Genomic DNA, 18,221 nt, shown 5'->3' with positions numbered 1-18,221 from the left:
TTGCGTTTGGTTAATTTATTAAGCGTGCTGCGCCGCTAGAATAAATATAAAGGACATTATCAGGAGCCAGCATGGCGAAACCCATTATTACCCTCAACGGATTAAAAATAGTCATTATGCTTGGCATGCTGGTGATTGTACTTACCGGGATCCGTTTCGCGGCAGATATTATCGTGCCCTTTATCCTGGCGCTGTTTATCGCCGTGGTGCTTCAGCCTGTTGTGCGAAGACTGGTGCGGCTTCGTCTGCCACGCGTGCTGGCTATCACCCTGCCGATTGTGCTTATCGTGGTGCTGATGGCTTTGCTGGTGGCTTATCTCGGCACCTCGCTGAATGAACTGGCCCGCACCCTGCCGCACTATCGCACCTCGCTGGCCGTTCCGCTGCTGCATCTTGAGCCCTGGCTGCAGCGGGCCGGAATTGAGGTGTCGATGGAAGAGCTGCTGAAATATATTGACCCCAATGCCGCCATGACGCTGGTGACCGCCCTGCTGGCCCAGCTCTCCAGCGCCATGACCTCCATTTTTCTTTTACTGCTGACCGTGGTCTTTATGCTGCTGGAGGTGCCGCAGCTGCCGGCGAAACTCCAGCCTCTGATGACCCGCCCGGTGGAAGGCATGGCTGCCATCCAGCGCGCCCTTGACAGCGTGTCGCACTATCTGGTGCTGAAGACCGCCATTAGTCTGGTGACCGGGCTGGTGGTGTGGGGGATGCTGGCGGTGCTGGAGGTACGGTTTGCCTTCGTCTGGGCGCTGCTGGCCTTTGCGCTGAACTATATCCCCAACATCGGTTCGGTGCTGGCCGCCGTTCCCCCGATTGCCCAGGTGCTGGTCTTCAGCGGCTTTTACGCTGCGCTGGTGCTGCTGGCAGGTTATCTGCTGGTGAACCTGATCTTCGGCAATATCCTCGAGCCCCGCGTGATGGGCCGCGGGCTGGGTCTCTCCACCCTGGTGGTCTTTTTGTCGCTGATCTTCTGGGGCTGGCTGTTGGGTCCGGTTGGCATGCTGCTGTCGGTGCCCCTGACCATTATTGCGAAGATTGCGCTGGAGCAGACCCAGGGCGGCAAAAGCATTGCCCTGCTGCTCAGCGATATGAGCCGGGAAACGTGACGGTTAGCCAATCTCCAGCAGCGGCTTGCGGGTTCGTCCCGCCTGGCGGTAATGGGCAAGCGCTGATTGCCAGTCGGTAAAGGGCAACAGCGTCGTGTCACTGTAGTGGCTGGCGGCAAGCCATGACCAGATATCGCAAAATGCCGCCTGCCACGCCTCAGGTGTGAGCGCATCCAGATAGTTGCGGATATGAAACCAGTGCACCGCCGGAAAGTGACGCTGTAATGCAAAGGGCTGACCGGAGAGCAAACCGTAGCAGACAAAGACGGCGCTTTTGTCCATCGCCCCCAGGATCGCCAGCGCCAGCTCGCCGCCGGTGGCGTCATAGACGATATCGCTGGCCGCAGCGAGGGCACGCACGCTGTCAATGTCTTGCTGGGCAACGGGGATAATCCCCATCGCCCGCAGCCGGTCGGCATGTACCGGCGAGCGGTGAATGCCGTAAACCTCGGTTGCGTCCTGCCGCAGCGCCCACTGCCCCAGCAAAATGGCGCAGTCCGAACCGGCGGCAGTCAACAGCACCCGTTTCCCCTGTGGGGGATAGAGGCTGAGCATCAGCCAGGCCGCCAGTGGATTGATGAACGCCCGCGCCGCCAGCGAGTCAGGAATGGTATCCGGAACCGGGATCGCAAGCGTCGCCGGGCAATCCACATACTGCTGCCAGGTGCCTTCCCCACGCAGGGGCAGAACCCGCGTGCCGATAAGCGCCGCCGCGCTGTCCGGCGCGGCAAGCACTCGCCCTACGCCTTCGTATCCGGCGACGGCAGGCAGGGTAATGCGATGGCGGTAAGCGCCCGTAATGGGGATAAGATCCGAAGCGTTGATCGGCGCCATCAGCATCTGCACCCGAATATCTCCCGATTTCAGCGGCGCTTTTATCGCCGTTTCCCGCCGCAGAACAGACTCAGGCTCACCAAACTGGCGGTAGCATAATACGGTGTTTTCCATACTCTAACGGCTGCGCTTGGCGTGACGCTCAAAGTTTTCCTGCTTCGCCTCACCTGATTTACGCAGCGCGACGTAACAGGCGCCACTGCCGCCGTGGTGCGGCTGGGCGACGCAAAAGGCCTGCACCGCCTCAAACTCGGTCAACCAGCGCGCCAGATAGCTGCGCACGATGTTGGCGTGAGAATTGTCGTCGCGCCCTTTACCATGAATGATAATCAGGTTACGCAGGCCGTCACGCTCCGCCTGACGAATAAAGGTATACAGCTGCTGGCGGCACTGCTCAACGGGCTGACGCAGCAAAGTAAGGCTCGCCTGACGCGGATATTTGCCCGAGCGCAGCTTGTCGATAACCCCCTGTTGTACCCCTTCACGCTGGAAAGCCAACTGCTCCGCAAGGGGGATGACATCCAGAAAGCCGGTGGTCAGAAAGTTATCGAGCTGGGTGATATCCACGGGCTGGCGGGTACGCGAGGCGCGCGTTGGCTGCCAGTGGACCTCGGTACAGCGCTTGAGGGGCTGGACATCCTCCATCGCATCAAGAAAAAGCGATTTATCTTCTGGGTTCATGGCATCCTCCTGCTTAGCTGACAGGCTACTATACCTGCCCCCTCACCCTGGCTCAATGCGGCGTTACCCTGTCTGCACGGCCAAAAAACAACCAGTAAGAAAATAATAATAAATACAGTTATTTTAATTAATAATTAAAGCGCACTTAAGTTTATTTTTATTAATGATAAACTTTATGACTTAGGTAAAACTTTTAAAAACCAGGCGCTTTCTTATCTGTATTATTGTCAAAAAAATGATATATACAAAGGTATCTGCACTATGGAAACAATAAGCAGAGTCGCATGTGGAGCAATGCTGTGTGTACTGTGGGGTCTGTTGGATGTCGACAGGCTCCATTTTTTTAAGGTGAATGTGGTTAAGAAATAACCTGCCGGGCATGGCGCCTGAATTGTGTGATTAATGAATCGGTCAACGGCGTCTGTCGGGAATCTCTTCTTTGAATCAGGTAATAGGTGGCTTTTGGTAAAGGTTCTTTTACCGGGATCATGACCAGACGCTGTGCCAGCAGCGGGTCGCAGCCCAACTCCTGCGGCAAAATGCTGAGAAAATCACTGTGGGCCACCAGGCTAATACTTGATGAAAACGTTTCGCATACCACGCCAATATGCGGGATTTGTTGGCGATGAGAAAACATCTCTTCCAGCTGCTTATAATAACTGCCGCGCGGCGTTGGCATTGTCCAGCTGTATTTCAGTAACTCATTAATTGATTTAGCGCCAGTCGCCGGATGACCTTCACGACAAAATATCGCAAACGGTTTCTCAAACAATTTTTCAAACGTGAACTCATGATCATAAGGGCCCTGATAATAGGTATTTATGGTGAAATCGAGTTCGCCCTGGCGTAATTCATTAATCATCGACACTAATTGCCCTTCCATAATCCGCACCTTCACCTGCGGATGCTGCTGATGGAAGCGTTTGATAACCGCGGGCATTAACAAACGAGCAATACTGGCGCCCATGCCAATATTAATTTGCCCCGCCTGCTGGCCTTGTCGCTGACGAATATCATCCTGGGCGCTGCGTAACTCTTCGAGGATCAGGCTGGCATGCTGATAAAAACTCTCTCCGCACTCGGTGAGAGTCACCCCTTTACTGCGGCGGATGAACAGCTGCGCCGCGATGCCCTCCTCCAGCTCTTTAATCGATTTGGTCAGCGCCGGTTGCGACAGGTTCAGTACCCGGCTGGCTCCCCGAATGCTTCCCTGTTTTGCCACTTCCACGAACGCCCGCAGCTGGTGAAATTTTACCTGAAATGTCATGTCGGCACCGATAACCGTTGTTTATCAGAGAAAAGAAACTGTCATCTACTGTAATGGAATTGATTGTGCGAGGGTAAGCCACGAACGGTTAAATCTGTGAAAAAACGGTTAGTGATAAGTAAAAACTATCACAGTGTGAAGCAGTTCACACATTCTTATGATAGAGGAAACGAAATGCAGAGACTGGCGCAGGACCTGAAGGCCCTCTTCCCCCAACTCACCGCGTGGCGACGCGATTTTCACCATTTTGCTGAATCCGGATGGGTCGAGTTCCGCACCGCGGCAAAGGTCGCAGAGATACTGGATCAGCTAGGCTATGACCTGGCGATGGGCCGGGATGTGGTCGATGCCGACACCCGGATGGGCCTGCCAGACGACGCCACCCTGGCAGAGGCCTTTGCCCGCGCGCGTCAGCAAGGCGCGCCTGAAAAATGGCTTAGCGCCTTTGAAGGCGGTTTTACCGGTATTGTCGCCACGCTGCAAACGGGCCGCCCCGGGCCGACGCTGGCGTTTCGCGTGGACATGGACGCGCTGGATCTTGATGAAGCCCGCGACAACGACCATCTTCCCTTCCGGGAAGGTTTTGCCTCCTGTAACGGCGGCATGATGCACGCCTGCGCCCACGATGGGCATACCACCATTGGTCTTGGACTGGCGCATCTGCTGATGCAGTACCGCGAGCAGCTCAACGGCACCATCAAACTGATCTTCCAGCCTGCCGAAGAGGGTACCCGCGGCGCACGGGCGATGGTGGCGGCAGGCGCGCTCGACGGCGTGGACTATTTCACCGCCATCCACATTGGCACCGGCGTGCCTGCGGGCACCGTCATCTGCGGCAGCGATAATTTTATGGCCACCACCAAATTCGACGTGCGCTTTACCGGCGTGGCGGCGCATGCGGGCGGCAAGCCTGAAGAGGGACGCAACGCCCTGCTGGCCGCTGCCCAGGCGGCGATCGGCCTGCACAGCATCGCCCCGCACAGCGAAGGTGCGTCGCGGGTTAACGTCGGCGTGATGCAGGCGGGCAGCGGCCGTAACGTCGTGCCCGCCAGCGCCCTGCTGAAAGTGGAGACCCGCGGCGAGAGCGAAGCGATTAACAACTACGTCTTTGCGCGCGCCAAAGCGGTGATTGACGGTGCGGCGGCGATGCATGGCGTCAGCAGCGAGTTGCGCCTGATGGGTGCAGCCACCTCCAGTACGCCGTCCCCGGCGTGGGTCAACTACTTACGCGAACAGGCGCAACAGGTGGCAGGCGTTGAGCAGGCCATCGATAAGGTGAAAGCCCCTGCCGGCTCCGAAGATGCCACCCTGATGATGGCCCGGGTCCAGCAAAACGGCGGGCTTGCCTCCTATATGGTATTTGGCACCACCCTCAGCGCCGGACACCACAACGAAAAATTCGACTTCGATGAGACGGTGATGTTGATTGCCATCGAAACCCTGGCGCGTACCGCGCTTAACTTCCCGTGGACGCGAGGTGTGTAATGCAGTCAATTTACCGTTTTGTTGAGGATGCCATCGACACCCGCGCGCAGCAGTTTACCGCCATTGCCGATGCGATCTGGGATCACCCCGAAACCCGTTTCGAAGAGTTCTGGTCTGCCGAACGGCTTGCCAGCGCCCTGGAAGAGACGGGCTTTACCCTGACCCGGGAGGCCGGTGGCATACCGAACGCCTTTATTGCCAGCTACGGCGAGGGGAAACCGGTTATCGCCGTTCTGGGGGAGTATGACGCCCTGGCAGGATTAAGCCAGCAGGCGCACTGCGCCACCCCGCAAAGCGATACCCCGGGAGCCAACGGCCACGGCTGCGGGCATAACCTGCTCGGCACCGCCGGGCTGGCAGCCGCGGTGGCGGTAAAAAGCTGGCTGGAGCAGCAGGGTGGCAGCGGTACTGTGCGCTTTTACGGCTGCCCCGGCGAAGAAGGCGGATCGGGAAAGACCTTTATGGTGCGCGAGGGGCTGTTCGACGATGTGGATGCCGCCGTTACCTGGCACCCCGAAGCGTTCGCCGGGATGTTTAACGTCAGCACCCTGGCCAACATCCAGGTGGCATGGCGTTTTCACGGCACCGCGGCCCATGCAGCGAACTCCCCGCATCTTGGCCGTAGCGCGCTGGATGCCGTCACCCTGATGACCACCGGCACCAATTTTCTCAATGAACATATTATTGAAAAAGCCCGGGTCCATTACGCCATCACCGATACCGGCGGCATCTCCCCGAACGTGGTGCAGGCCCAGGCGGAAGTCCTCTATCTGATCCGCGCCCCGGAGATGGCTGACGCGCAGCAGATCTATGAGCGTATCGAAAAAATAGCCCAGGGCGCGGCGCTGATGACCGAAACCACCGTGGAGCGACGCTTTGAAAAGGCCTGTTCCAGCTACCTGCCTAACCGCACCCTGGAGGCCGCCATGTACCGCGCCGTTCAGCATTACGGTACGCCAGAGTGGAGCGACGAGGAGCGCGCCTTCGCGGCGGAGATCCGCGCCACGCTGAGCGACAACGATCTGCAGAACAGCCTGAAAAATATCGCCGCCACCGGGGGTGAAGCGGGTAAAGCATTTGCCCGTCGCCATCAGCAGACCCTGCTGATTGACGAGGTAGCCCCTTATGCCATCACCGATAACGTACTGGCGGGCTCCACCGACGTGGGTGATGTGAGCTGGAAAATGCCGGTTGCCCAGTGCTTCAGCCCCTGCTTTACCGTGGGCACGCCGCTACATACCTGGCAGCTGGTTGCCCAGGGCCGCACCTCCATCGCCCATAAAGGCATGCTCCAGGCGGGCAAAGTGATGGGCGCAACAGCCCTGGCGCTTCTTCAGGATCCGGCGCTGCTCGCCGCCTGCCGCGAGGAGTTTACTCAACAAATCACTGAAAAACCGTACGTTTGCCCGATTCCAGAAAACGTGACACCGTCACCTTTAAAATAATAAAACACAACAACACAACACTCCCGAGGAACGCCCATGAGTATGTCATCCATACCTTCGCATTCCCCATCCGGCAAGCTCTATGGTTGGGTTGAAAGGATCGGTAATAAAGTGCCCCATCCTTTCCTGCTTTTTATCTATTTGATTGTGATTCTGATGGTCGCTACCGCGATATTATCGGCCTTTGACGTCAGCGCCCGTAATCCGGCTGACGGCAGCATGGTGGCGGTAAAGAATCTGCTCAGCGTTGAAGGTCTGCACTGGTTTTTACCGAACGTGGTTAAAAACTTCAGCGGCTTCGCGCCGTTGGGGGCCATCCTGGCGCTGGTGCTGGGAGCGGGTCTGGCTGAACGTTCCGGCCTGCTGCCTGCGCTGATGGTCAAGATGGCCTCCCACGTCAGCGCGCGTTACGCCAGCTATATGGTGCTGTTTATTGCTTTCTTTAGCCATATCTCATCGGATGCCGCGCTGGTGATTATGCCCCCGATGGGAGCGCTGATCTTCCTTGCGGTGGGAAGGCACCCGGTGGCGGGTCTGCTGGCGGCCATCGCCGGGGTCGGCTGTGGCTTTACCGCCAATCTGCTGATCGTCACCACCGACGTGTTGCTTTCCGGTATCAGCACCGAAGCGGCAAAATCCATCGATGCTGCGATGCACGTCAGCGTGATCGACAACTGGTACTTTATGGCCAGCTCGGTGATTGTGCTGACCCTTGTCGGGGGGCTGATCACCGATAAGATCGTGGAGCCGCGTCTGGGCAAGTGGCAAGGCAACAGCGATGAAAAGCTGGATGCATTAACGCCAGAGCAGCGCCGGGGGCTGCGGGTGGCTGGGGTGGTGTCGCTGCTCTTTATCGCCGCCATTGCGCTAATGGTGGTGCCGGAGAGCGGTATCCTGCGCGATCCGGTGAAACATACCGTTCTGCCTTCGCCGTTTATCAAAGGCATCGTGCCGCTGATCATCCTCTTCTTCTTTGTCGTCTCGCTGGCATACGGCATCGCCACGGGCAAGGTGCGTCGTCAGGGCGATCTGCCGCAGCTGATGATCGAGCCGATGAAGGAGATGGCCGGGTTTATCGTGATGGTGTTCCCGCTGGCGCAGTTTGTCGCCATGTTTAACTGGAGCAACATGGGCAAATTTATGGCGGTGGGGCTGACCGATATTCTGGAGAGTGCCGGGCTGAGCGGCGTGCCGGCGTTTGTGGGCCTGGCGCTGCTGTCGTCCCTGCTCTGCATGTTTATCGCCAGCGGCTCGGCCATCTGGTCGATCCTGGCCCCTATTTTCGTGCCGATGTTCATGCTGCTGGGTTTCCATCCGGCGTTTGCGCAGATCCTCTTTCGCGTGGCGGATTCATCGGTCATCCCGCTGGCGCCGGTCTCCCCCTTTGTGCCGCTGTTTTTAGGCTTCCTGCAGCGCTACAAGCCCGAGGCGAAACTGGGTACCTACTATTCGCTGGTGCTGCCTTATCCGCTTATCTTTTTAGGGGTATGGTTGCTGATGCTGGTGGCGTGGTATCTTGTCGGCCTGCCTATCGGGCCAGGGGTCTACCCGCGACTGAACTAAGGAATGTGCCAGATGCTGAGATTACTCGAAGACAAAATTGCTACGCCCCTTGGGCCGCTGTGGGTCATTGCCGATGAGCAATTCAACCTGCGGGCTGTTGAGTGGGAGGAGCACAGCAACCGGATGGTGGAGCTGCTGAATATCCACTACCGGGCGCAGGGCTACGAGCGCATCAGCACCAGCAATCCGGGCGGGCTGAGCGAAAAGCTCACCGCCTGGTTCGAGGGCGATCTCAGCATTATCGATACCCTGCCAACCGCCACCGCGGGTACCCCTTTTCAGCGTGAGGTGTGGCAGGCGTTGCGTTCCATTCCCTGCGGCCAGGTGATGCACTACGGGCAGCTGGCAGCACAGCTTGGCCGCCCGGGTGCGGCGCGTGCCGTCGGGGCAGCTAACGGCTCCAATCCGGTCAGTATTGTGGTGCCCTGCCATCGCGTTATCGGACGTAACGGCACCCTCACCGGGTATGCTGGCGGGGTGCAGCGCAAAGAGTGGTTACTGCGTCATGAAGGCTATTTACTCCTGTAGTTCCAGGCTTTTAGTGCTTAATATTCCTTAAGTTAATTGAAATATCCGCAACCAAGTTGTGGAATTTCAAGAAGATGCTGACACATTCACGCTTCTTGACCTTATTGATGGTTTAGCAGGCTTACGCAGGGTCAAAAAAGATGTTAAAATTGACCAATATCAATTAAGGCTTGAGCATACCTATGATCCCGGAAAAGCGAATTATTCGACGCATTCAGTCTGGCGGTTGTGCTATCCATTGTCAGGACTGTAGCATCAGCCAGCTCTGTATCCCGTTTACCCTGAATGAGCACGAGCTTGATCAGCTTGATAATATTATCGAGCGTAAAAAGCCGATTCAGAAAGGGCAGACGCTGTTTAAAGCGGGAGACGAACTGAAGTCGCTGTACGCTATCCGCTCTGGCACTATTAAAAGCTATACCATCACCGAACAGGGCGACGAGCAAATCACCGGCTTCCACCTGGCGGGCGACCTGGTCGGCTTTGACGCCATCGGCACCGGTAACCACCCGAGCTTCGCCCAGGCGCTGGAAACCTCAATGGTTTGCGAAATCCCGTTTGAAACACTGGACGATCTGTCAGGCAAAATGCCTAACCTGCGCCAGCAGATGATGCGTCTGATGAGCGGTGAGATCAAAGGCGATCAGGATATGATTCTGCTGCTTTCCAAAAAGAATGCAGAAGAACGCCTGGCCGCGTTTATCTACAACCTCTCCCGTCGTTTCGCCGAGCGCGGCTTCTCTCCTCGTGAGTTCCGTCTGACCATGACCCGTGGCGATATCGGTAACTACCTGGGCCTGACCGTTGAGACCATCAGCCGTCTGCTGGGGCGTTTCCAGAAAAGCGGTATGCTGGCGGTAAAAGGGAAATACATCACCATTGAGAATGGTGAAGCGCTGGCAGTGCTGGCGGGCCACTCGCGTAACGTCGCATAAATTCATCTGACTTCTGTTTGCCAGATCGGTAATTTTACTGATTTATTGATCTGGCAAAACTTCACCTCTGTTTCATTTCAGATATATAGGTTACTCTTTTACTTACAGACTGTGGTGACAGTAGTAAGGAGACCTGTATGGCAAAGTATCAAAACATGCTGGTGGCCATCGATCCTAATCAGGACGATCAACCGGCGTTACGACGAGCTGTCTATTTACATCAACGGATTGGTGGCAGAATCAAAGCGTTTCTGCCGATATATGACTTTTCTTACGAAATGACCACCCTTCTGTCGCCTGACGAACGCACCGCCATGCGTCAGGGCGTGATCAGCCAGCGTACGGCCTGGATCCGCGAACAGGCAAAATTCTATCTTGATGCCGGTGTACCCATTGAGATTAAGGTGGTGTGGCATAACCGTCCGTTTGAAGCCATCATCCAGGAAGTGGTGAGCGGCGAACACGATCTGCTCCTGAAAATGGCCCATCAGCACGACAAGCTCGAGGCGGTGATTTTCACGCCGACCGACTGGCACCTGCTGCGCAAATGCCCGTGCCCGGTGTGGATGGTTAAAGACCAGCCGTGGCCGGAAGGCGGTAAAGCGGTGGTGGCGGTCAATCTCGCCAGCGAAGAGAACTACCACAACGCCCTCAACGAGAAGCTGATCAAAGAGACGCTCTATCTCGCCGAGAAGGTCAACCATACCGAAGTCCACCTTGTGGGTGCCTATCCGGTTACGCCCATCAACATAGCCATTGAACTCCCGGAATTTGACCCGACCGTTTATAACGACGCCATCCGCGGCCAGCATCTGCTGGCGATGAAATCCCTGCGGCAAAAATTTGGTATCGATGAAAAACTGACCCATGTCGAAAAAGGGCTGCCAGAAGAGGTGATCCCCGATCTGTCCGAGCATCTGCAGGCCGGTATCGTGGTGTTAGGCACTATTGGCCGCACCGGTATTTCAGCCGCCTTCCTCGGCAACACCGCCGAACAGGTGATCGACCATCTGCGCTGTGATCTGCTGGTCATCAAGCCCGATCAGTATCAAACCCCGGTTGAGCTCGACGACGACGAAGACGACTAAACATAAAAAAGCCCGCCAATTGGCGGGCTTTTTTTCTAGCTCTCGGTGACAGGCTGTGTCGAAGGCTGTGCCCTCTCGCCCTCTTTCATCCACGGTGCATGCAGCACCATGCTTGGCAGAGCCAGTTTTACCCCTTCATCATTCAGGCTCTCCAGGATACGGATATTGATCTCCTGCTGGATATCCATGTATTTGTTGTAATCCGCGGTGTTGACGATATGCACCACCTCAAAGGTGAGACGGTCTTTGTCAAAACCGAGCAGATGGGCACGGTCAAAACGCGTTTCGCCGATATCGGTGATGATTTTTTTCACGTTATCGCCAATGATGCGCAGCTTCTCAGGCGGCGTGTCGCTGGCAACGCCGAAGGTAAAGACGATTCGGCGCGTCTGCATACGCTTATAGTTGTGCAGCGTTTGCTGAAGCAGGATCGCATTACCGCAGACAATCTGCTCCCCGCTCAGGCTGCGAATACGCGTCGTTTTAAGACCGATATGCTCCACCGTCCCGGCCACGTCGTTAAACACCACGAAATCGCCAATTTCGAAGGGTTTATCGAACCCAATTGAGAGCGAAGCGAAGACGTCGCTCAGGATGGTTTGCACCGCCAGGGCAATGGCGATACCCCCGACCCCCAGGCTGGCAACCAGCGCCGTGATGTTGACGCCGGCGTTGGCAAGAATAGAGAGCAGCATCACTGACCAGACAATCGCCCGCAGGATCAGGCCGGTGATCACCAGAGTCACCGGGTTTTTATGGTTTCCCGGTGCCAGCATGACGTGCCGCAGCCAGGAGACCACCCCCTGATCCATCCACAGCGCCACCTGAATCGCCAGCACCAGGAACCAGGCGTGGCTAAGGGTGCCGGAGAGGCGGTCAGGAAGTTCCACGAAGCGCAGGCTGATAAGAAAAGCGACCACAAAGAGCATGACCCGGCTGGTTCTGTTCAGCATCTCGGTGAGGATCAGCTGCATCCGGCGTGTGGTGGGATGTTTATCGCCCCAGTTGGTGATCCCCTTGTGTACAAAGGTGATGATGCGCTTTAACAGCCAGTAAACCAGAAGCGTCACCACCACCACGGTACCGAAGCCAATCCAGAACGTGGGGGTCATCATGAGCGCCAGAAAATCGAAGTGGGACAAAAACCGCATTATCTCTCCTCCCTTTACACAAAGTTAAAAGTATAGACAGATGGAATACGTTGGCGGCAGAAATAAGAAAACCGCCCTGTTGGGCGGTTTATTCACTGTGGATAAGAGAGGCTTAGAGCGCTTTTAAGATCGCATCCACGCTGGCTTTGGCATCGCCAAACAGCATGTGGGTGTTCTCTTTAAAGAACAGCGGGTTCTGTACACCAGCGTAACCGGTGTTCATGGAGCGCTTGAAGACGATAACATTCTGCGCCTTCCACACTTCCAGAACCGGCATACCGGCGATCGGGCTCTTCGGATCGTCCTGTGCCGCCGGATTGACGGTATCGTTGGCGCCGATAACCAACACGGTATCGGTGTCGGAGAAGTCGTCGTTGATCTCATCCATCTCCAGCACGATATCGTAAGGCACTTTCGCCTCTGCCAGCAGCACGTTCATGTGGCCCGGCAGACGCCCGGCAACCGGGTGAATACCGAAGCGCACCTTAATGCCGCGAGCACGCAGACGTTCGGTGATTTCCGCAACCGGATACTGCGCCTGCGCCACCGCCATGCCGTAGCCTGGGGTGATGATGACCGTATGCGAGTTTTTCAGCATGTCGGCAGTCTCTTCGGCGCTGATTTCACGATGCTCACCCACCTCTTCGTCACCGCCGGAGGTCTGTCCGTCGGTACCAAAGCCCCCGGCGATCACGCTGATGAACGAGCGGTTCATCGCCTTACACATGATGTAGGAGAGGATCGCACCGCTTGAACCCACCAACGCGCCGGTGACGATCAGCAGGTCGTTGCTCAGCATAAAGCCCGCCGCCGCCGCCGCCCAACCGGAGTAGGAGTTCAGCATGGAAACCACCACCGGCATATCGGCCCCCCCGATAGAGGCCACCAGGTGCCAGCCAAATGCCAGCGCGATGATGGTCATCACCAGCAGCGCCAGTACCTGCAAGCCCACGCTGTCGGTGCGCACGAAGACCACCATCAGCAGAAACGACACCACCAGCGCGGCGAGGTTCAGCTTATGACGGTTTGGCAGCATCAGCGGTTTAGAGGAGATCTTGCCGCGCAGCTTACCGAACGCCACGATAGAACCGGTAAAGGTCACCGCCCCGATGAAGATGCCAAGGAACACTTCAGTCAGGTGGATATTAACCAGAATCGGCTCCATACCCGGTTCGTGATAGAGGTAGCTGTTAAAGCCAACCAGCACCGCGGCCAGACCGACGAAACTGTGCAGGATCGCCACCAGTTCCGGCATCTCGGTCATTTCAACGCGTTTGGCAAGACGAATACCAATCGCACCACCGATGATCATCGCCACCAGGATCCACGCGACGTTGCCGGTGTCCGGTCCGAAAATCGTGGCAATCAGCGCAATCGCCATCCCGGCGATACCAAAGTTGTTGCCCTGCTGCGACGTTTCATGTTTTGAAAGCCCCGCGAGGCTGAAAATAAACAGGACCGCGGCAACAATGTATGCAGCGGTAACTAATCCTCCAGACATAGGTTACCCCTTATCCCTTGCGAAACATTTTCAGCATGCGCTGAGTCACGGTGAAACCACCGAAAATATTGATACTGGCGATCAGTACCGCGATAAAGCTCAGGAAACTGACCCAGCCGCCGTGACCAATCTGCAATAATGCTCCGACCACGATGATCCCGGAGATGGCGTTGGTAACCGACATCAGCGGCGTATGCAGCGCATGGGAAACGTTCCACACCACGTAGTAACCTACCACGCAGGAGAGCGCAAAGACGGTGAAGTGGCCGAGGAACTCTTTCGGCGCAACGTCTGCCAGCCAGCCAAAGAGGATAATGGCCAGCGCCATCAAGGCGTACTTACGCCACGGCGAAGCAGGTTTTTCAGGCTCTTTCGGGGCTGGAGCAGCCTTGGCGGCGGCCTGCGGCTGCGCGGAAACCTGAATCGGCGGTGCCGGCCAGGTGATCTCACCCTCGCGGACCACGGTGACGCCACGCACGACGACGTCCTCGAAATCAACGGTGATCGTGCCGTCTTTCTCTTTGCAGAGCAGCTTCAGCAGGTTCACCAGGTTGGTGCCGTAGAGCTGGGAGGACTGGGTTGGCAGACGGCCCGGCAGATCGGTATAGCCGATCACCTTCACGCCGTTAGCGGTGGTGGTGACCACACCCGGAACGGTGTATTCGCAGTTGCCGCCGTTTTGCGCGGCCAGATCGACGATCACGCTACCGGCCTTCATGGAGTCGACCATTTCGCGGGTGATCAGTTTCGGTGCCGGTTTGCCCGGAATGAGCGCAGTGGTGACAATGATGTCCACCTCTTTCGCCTGGGCAGCGAACAGCGCCATCTCGGCTTTAATAAAGGCTTCGGACATCACTTTGGCGTAGCCGTCGCCGCTGCCCGCCTCTTCTTTGAAGTCCAGTTCCAGGAACTCGGCGCCCATACTCTGCACCTGTTCTTTTACTTCCGGACGGGTATCAAAAGCACGAACGATTGCGCCGAGGCTGTTCGCCGCACCAATGGCGGCCAGACCGGCAACGCCTGCGCCAATCACCATGACTTTCGCGGGTGGGACTTTACCCGCAGCGGTGATCTGGCCGGTAAAGAAGCGACCAAACTCATGCGCCGCCTCGACGATGGCGCGGTAGCCGGCGATGTTCGCCATTGAGCTCAGGGCATCCAGCGACTGCGCACGCGAGATACGCGGCACAGAGTCCATCGCCATGACGGTGACGCCGCGCGCCGCCAGCTTCTCCATTAGCTCCGGATTCTGGGCTGGCCAGACGAAGCTCACCAGCGTGGTGCCCGGATTGAGCAGCGCAATTTCATCCTCTTCTGGTGCATTGACCTTCAGAATGACGTCCGAATGCCAGACGTTTGCGCCGTCTACAATCTCTGCGCCCGCCTGAACAAACGCCTCGTCATCGAAACTTGCCAGCTTGCCTGCGCCGCTTTCAACCGCGACGGTAAAACCCAGTTTCAGCAGCTGTTCCACCGTTTTTGGTGTCGCTGCTACACGGGTTTCATTGGCAAACCGTTCTCTTGGTACCCCAATACGCATAGTAATCCCTTCCATCGGTTTTTGATGATGGTTTGTCGAATATTCATCACGGATATATAACGACGGTAACAGGCGTTAACCTGTTACTCACGCATATCCGCAGAAAATAAAACAGTAACAAACTTTCTATAACCTACTGAAAATACCGCCTGTGATCCACAGCAAGAAAACACTTTTTATGTCTTTAACTGTCAAAAATAAGTGATCTGCATCTCTGACAGGCATATCTGCCTTTATTTCTTCGTCAGGGCCGATGTTTAGCTCAGTCGAAGCGGTAAAAACACGATATAGCGCCAGCCAGAAACAACTTATTAACATTAAATCAACTTGTGAAAGTTATATGCTTTATTAGTTTTAGTGGTCAAACGGGTATTTTTTCAACATATCTCTAAAGGTTATGGAAATTGATCGTCACCTTGCCGGGTACCGCAAAAAATGGCGCAGACAGCAGAGGGTGTTAAATGCAATAATCGTCAACGTTTTCATATTAACAACTACACCAGTACCTGGTTTGCGTAAGGCGAAGGATTATTTTTATGAAGCTTAAGAACACTCTCCTGGCGTCCGCACTCCTTGCTGCGACCGCTCTGTCTGCCAATGCCGCGACAGAGTTAACGCCGGAGCAAGCGGCTGCAACGAAACCTTACGATCACGTTACGATCGTAGGTCGTTTTAACGCAATTGGCGATGCAGTTAATGCCGCCTCCAAACGTGCCGATAAAGAGGGCGCCGCCGCATTCTACGTCGTGGATAACTCCGAATACGGCAGCAGCGGCAACCAGCGCGTCACCGTTGCGCTCTATAAAGCCGATGCCCCGAAAGCGGAAGAGGTGAAAAACCGTGTCATTAACGGTGTGATGGAACTGCCTAAAGATCAGGCCGTTCTGCTTGAGCCGTATGATACCGTCACCATTCAGGGCTTCTACCGCAGCCAGCCGGAAGTGAACGACGCCATCACCAAAGCCGCTAAAGCGAAAGGGGCTGACGCCTACTACATCGTTCGCCAGATCGATGCTAACCAGGGCGGTAACCAGCGCATCACTGCTTACATCTATAAAAAAGACGCGAAAAAACGTGTCCTGCAGAGTCCGGATGCTATCCCGGCTGACTCTGATGCCGGTCGCGCAGCCATTGCCAAAGGCGGCGAAGAAGCGAAGAAAGTTGAAATCCCGGGCGTGGCAACCAGCGCTGCACCAGGCGCCAGCGTTGCTGGTGTGGGTCGTTTCTTTGAAACCCAAACCACCAAAGGCGGTCGTTACAGCGTTACTCTCAACGACGGCACCAAAATTGAAGAGCTGAACAACGCCACTGCCGCGCAGATGATTCCGTTCGACAGCATCAAATTCACCGGTAACTACGGCAACATGACCGAAATTTCTTACCAGGTGGCGAAGCGTGCGGCGAAGAAAGGGGCCAAGTATTACCACATCACCCGCCAGTGGCAGGAGCGCGGTAATAACATGACCATCAGCGCTGACCTGTACAAATAAGTAACCTGTTTCACTCAGGCGGCGTTATGCCGCCTTTTTTTTCGCTTTACCGCCACAATTCGGCCCTTCCTCATTGCATGCGTTCGTAACACTCCGTAAAATCCCGCGCCTTAGCGTTATTCACCATTTTTATGCGCTTCGACGAAATAATTATTCTGGAACCGACCCCTTTTTAAACAGGATGCCAATGGAAAAGAAACTTGGCCTGAGCGCTTTGACTGCGCTTGTTTTAAGCTCCATGCTCGGTGCGGGTGTATTCAGTCTGCCGCAGAATATGGCGGCCGTCGCCAGCCCGTCTGCGCTGCTTATCGGCTGGGGGATCACCGGCATCGGGATCCTGCTGCTGGCCTTCGCCATGCTGCTGCTGACGCGCATTCGTCCCGACCTCGACGGCGGTATTTTTACCTACGCCCGTGAAGGCTTTGGTGAGCTGGTGGGTTTCTGTTCCGCCTGGGGCTACTGGCTGTGCGCGGTGATCGCTAACGTCTCTTATCTGGTGATCGTCTTCTCTGCGCTGAGTTTCTTTACCGACTCCCCTGAACTTCGGCTCTTTGGCGATGGCAATACCTGGCAGTCCATTGTCGGCTCCTCGGTGCTGCTGTGGATCGTGCATTTCCTGGTACTGCGCGGCGTCCAGACCGCGGCCAGCATCAACCTGGTCGCAACGCTTGCGAAGCTGGTGCCGCTGGGGCTCTTTATCGTGCTGGCGTTTATTGCGTTTCGTCTCGATCTCTTCAGCATGGACTTTTCCGGCGTGGCGCTGGGTGTCCCGGTCTGGGAGCAGGTGAAAAACACCATGCTGATCACCCTGTGGGTCTTTATCGGGGTGGAAGGCGCGGTGGTTGTCTCGGCCAGGGCGCGCAATAAGCACGATGTTGGCCGCGCCACGCTGCTGGCCGTACTGGCCGCATTAGGGGTCTATCTGCTGGTCACCCTGCTCTCGCTGGGCGTGGTGGCGCGTCCGGAGCTGGCGGAGATGCGTAACCCCTCGATGGCGGGCCTGATGGTGAAAATGATGGGTTCCTGGGGCGAGGTAGTGATTGCCGCCGGTCTGATCGTCTCTGTATGCGGCGCCTATCTGAGCTGGACCATTATGGCGGCAGAAGTGCCGTTCCTGGCCGCAACCCATAAAGCCTTCCCGCGTCTGTTTGCGCAGCAGAACAAAAACAATGCGCCGTCCGCGTCGCTATGGTTGACCAACATCAGCGTGCAGATCTGTCTGGTGCTGATCTGGCTCACAGGTTCAGACTATAACACGTTGTTAACCATCGCCTCCGAGATGATTCTGGTACCCTATTTCCTGGTGGGCGCATATTTGTTAAAAATAGCTACCCGACCGATGCATACCGTCGTGGGGATGGGCGCCTGTATTTACGGCTTATGGCTGCTGTATGCCTCCGGACCGATGCATCTGCTGCTCTCCGTCGTGCTCTATGCGCCGGGACTGCTGGTGTTTATTTATGCCCGTCGCACGCACCAGCTCCAGCACGCGCTGAAGCGCCGTGAAATCGTGCTGATTGGCTTATTACTGGTTGCCGCATTACCGGCAACGTGGATGTTGATGGGATAAGCAACCGCGTCCCATCGTCGAACGGATAAGGAGA

General features: G+C 56.3%; 15 protein-coding genes. 9 read left to right on the top strand and 6 right to left on the bottom strand.

Features of this window, described 5'->3' with window-relative positions; genetic code table 11:
• The first annotated feature begins 71 nt into the window (after window positions 1-71).
• Window positions 72-1,109, top strand: a complete 1,038-nt coding sequence (locus tag C2U54_RS15405) for an AI-2E family transporter (RefSeq protein WP_103179424.1) — start codon at window positions 72-74, stop codon at window positions 1,107-1,109.
• Window positions 1,110-1,112: 3 nt separating this feature from the next.
• Here C2U54_RS15405 and C2U54_RS15400 read toward each other — a convergent pair whose 3' ends face one another.
• The 3 genes from C2U54_RS15400 to C2U54_RS15390 form a co-directional block, all read right to left on the bottom strand.
• Window positions 1,113-2,057, bottom strand: a complete 945-nt coding sequence (locus tag C2U54_RS15400) for a zinc-dependent alcohol dehydrogenase family protein (protein WP_103179423.1) — start codon at window positions 2,055-2,057, stop codon at window positions 1,113-1,115.
• Window positions 2,058-2,060: 3 nt separating this feature from the next.
• Window positions 2,061-2,624, bottom strand: coding sequence for a DNA endonuclease SmrA (smrA, locus tag C2U54_RS15395; protein ID WP_103179422.1), 564 nt, complete (start codon window positions 2,622-2,624; stop codon window positions 2,061-2,063).
• Window positions 2,625-2,982: 358 nt separating this feature from the next.
• Window positions 2,983-3,891 carry a LysR family transcriptional regulator gene (locus C2U54_RS15390; protein WP_103179421.1) on the bottom strand — a complete coding sequence of 303 codons (909 nt, stop codon included), beginning with the start codon at window positions 3,889-3,891 and terminating at the stop codon, window positions 2,983-2,985.
• Window positions 3,892-4,065: 174 nt separating this feature from the next.
• Between C2U54_RS15390 and C2U54_RS15385 the strand changes: the two genes are divergently transcribed.
• The 6 genes from C2U54_RS15385 (at window position 4,066) to uspE (ending at window position 10,935) form a co-directional block, all read left to right on the top strand.
• Complete coding sequence (locus C2U54_RS15385) at window positions 4,066-5,376, top strand: M20 family metallo-hydrolase (RefSeq protein ID WP_103179420.1); 1,311 nt, start codon at window positions 4,066-4,068, stop codon at window positions 5,374-5,376.
• Window positions 5,376-6,821 carry a M20 family metallopeptidase gene (locus C2U54_RS15380; protein ID WP_103179419.1) on the top strand — a complete coding sequence of 482 codons (1,446 nt, stop codon included), beginning with the start codon at window positions 5,376-5,378 and terminating at the stop codon, window positions 6,819-6,821. Before C2U54_RS15385 ends, C2U54_RS15380 begins: the two co-directional genes overlap by 1 nt.
• 36 nt (window positions 6,822-6,857) lie before the next feature.
• Window positions 6,858-8,384 carry a p-aminobenzoyl-glutamate transporter gene (gene abgT, locus C2U54_RS15375; protein WP_103179418.1) on the top strand — a complete coding sequence of 509 codons (1,527 nt, stop codon included), beginning with the start codon at window positions 6,858-6,860 and terminating at the stop codon, window positions 8,382-8,384.
• 12 nt (window positions 8,385-8,396) lie between these two features.
• Window positions 8,397-8,912: a methylated-DNA--[protein]-cysteine S-methyltransferase gene (gene ogt, locus C2U54_RS15370; protein WP_103179417.1), complete on the top strand. Its 516-nt coding sequence runs from the start codon at window positions 8,397-8,399 to the stop codon at window positions 8,910-8,912.
• Window positions 8,913-9,094: 182 nt separating this feature from the next.
• Window positions 9,095-9,847: a fumarate/nitrate reduction transcriptional regulator Fnr gene (fnr, locus tag C2U54_RS15365; RefSeq protein WP_032617879.1), complete on the top strand. Its 753-nt coding sequence runs from the start codon at window positions 9,095-9,097 to the stop codon at window positions 9,845-9,847.
• 137 nt (window positions 9,848-9,984) lie between these two features.
• Window positions 9,985-10,935 (top strand): universal stress protein UspE, encoded by a 951-nt coding sequence (gene uspE / locus C2U54_RS15360; RefSeq protein WP_103179416.1) that lies wholly within the window; start codon window positions 9,985-9,987, stop codon window positions 10,933-10,935.
• Window positions 10,936-10,970: 35 nt separating this feature from the next.
• Here uspE and C2U54_RS15355 read toward each other — a convergent pair whose 3' ends face one another.
• The 3 genes from C2U54_RS15355 to pntA all read right to left on the bottom strand — a co-directional run bounded on the left by C2U54_RS15355 (window position 10,971) and on the right by pntA (window position 15,127).
• Entirely contained in the window at window positions 10,971-12,086 is a 1,116-nt protein-coding gene (locus C2U54_RS15355; protein ID WP_103179415.1) for a mechanosensitive ion channel family protein, read from the bottom strand.
• A 112-nt stretch (window positions 12,087-12,198) separates the two neighbouring features.
• Window positions 12,199-13,587 carry a Re/Si-specific NAD(P)(+) transhydrogenase subunit beta gene (gene pntB, locus C2U54_RS15350; protein WP_103179414.1) on the bottom strand — a complete coding sequence of 463 codons (1,389 nt, stop codon included), beginning with the start codon at window positions 13,585-13,587 and terminating at the stop codon, window positions 12,199-12,201.
• Window positions 13,588-13,597: 10 nt separating this feature from the next.
• The gene (gene pntA / locus C2U54_RS15345; RefSeq protein ID WP_103179413.1) at window positions 13,598-15,127 is read right to left on the bottom strand and encodes a Re/Si-specific NAD(P)(+) transhydrogenase subunit alpha; all 1,530 of its coding nucleotides are present in this window, start codon (window positions 15,125-15,127) and stop codon (window positions 13,598-13,600) included.
• 536 nt (window positions 15,128-15,663) lie between these two features.
• Between pntA and ydgH the strand changes: the two genes are divergently transcribed.
• Together ydgH and C2U54_RS15330 are read left to right on the top strand one after the other, a co-directional pair.
• Window positions 15,664-16,617 (top strand): DUF1471 family protein YdgH, encoded by a 954-nt coding sequence (gene ydgH, locus C2U54_RS15335; protein ID WP_103179411.1) that lies wholly within the window; start codon window positions 15,664-15,666, stop codon window positions 16,615-16,617.
• Between the two features lie 187 nt (window positions 16,618-16,804).
• A complete protein-coding gene (locus C2U54_RS15330) occupies window positions 16,805-18,187 on the top strand; it encodes an amino acid permease (protein ID WP_103179410.1) in 1,383 nt (460 codons plus the stop codon).
• Window positions 18,188-18,221: the final 34 nt, after the last annotated feature.

Source organism: Leclercia sp. LSNIH1 (assembly GCF_002902985.1).
In the GTDB taxonomy this organism is placed as follows: Bacteria; Pseudomonadota; Gammaproteobacteria; order Enterobacterales; family Enterobacteriaceae; genus Enterobacter.
The sequence above is the reverse complement of the archived record's forward strand: the minus strand, read 5'-3'. Positions and strand labels throughout refer to the sequence as shown.

Bases quoted from the DNA above. Each gene is read 5' to 3' on its own strand.
- C2U54_RS15405 (WP_103179424.1), top strand. From the start codon at position 72: ATGGCGAAACCCATTATTACCCTCAACGGATTAAAAATAGTCATTATG.
- C2U54_RS15400 (WP_103179423.1), bottom strand. From the start codon at position 2,057: ATGGAAAACACCGTATTATGCTACCGCCAGTTTGGTGAGCCTGAGTCT.
- smrA (WP_103179422.1), bottom strand. From the start codon at position 2,624: ATGAACCCAGAAGATAAATCGCTTTTTCTTGATGCGATGGAGGATGTC.
- C2U54_RS15390 (WP_103179421.1), bottom strand. From the start codon at position 3,891: ATGACATTTCAGGTAAAATTTCACCAGCTGCGGGCGTTCGTGGAAGTG.
- C2U54_RS15385 (WP_103179420.1), top strand. From the start codon at position 4,066: ATGCAGAGACTGGCGCAGGACCTGAAGGCCCTCTTCCCCCAACTCACC.
- C2U54_RS15380 (WP_103179419.1), top strand. From the start codon at position 5,376: ATGCAGTCAATTTACCGTTTTGTTGAGGATGCCATCGACACCCGCGCG.
- abgT (WP_103179418.1), top strand. From the start codon at position 6,858: ATGAGTATGTCATCCATACCTTCGCATTCCCCATCCGGCAAGCTCTAT.
- ogt (WP_103179417.1), top strand. From the start codon at position 8,397: ATGCTGAGATTACTCGAAGACAAAATTGCTACGCCCCTTGGGCCGCTG.
- fnr (WP_032617879.1), top strand. From the start codon at position 9,095: ATGATCCCGGAAAAGCGAATTATTCGACGCATTCAGTCTGGCGGTTGT.
- uspE (WP_103179416.1), top strand. From the start codon at position 9,985: ATGGCAAAGTATCAAAACATGCTGGTGGCCATCGATCCTAATCAGGAC.
- C2U54_RS15355 (WP_103179415.1), bottom strand. From the start codon at position 12,086: ATGCGGTTTTTGTCCCACTTCGATTTTCTGGCGCTCATGATGACCCCC.
- pntB (WP_103179414.1), bottom strand. From the start codon at position 13,587: ATGTCTGGAGGATTAGTTACCGCTGCATACATTGTTGCCGCGGTCCTG.
- pntA (WP_103179413.1), bottom strand. From the start codon at position 15,127: ATGCGTATTGGGGTACCAAGAGAACGGTTTGCCAATGAAACCCGTGTA.
- ydgH (WP_103179411.1), top strand. From the start codon at position 15,664: ATGAAGCTTAAGAACACTCTCCTGGCGTCCGCACTCCTTGCTGCGACC.
- C2U54_RS15330 (WP_103179410.1), top strand. From the start codon at position 16,805: ATGGAAAAGAAACTTGGCCTGAGCGCTTTGACTGCGCTTGTTTTAAGC.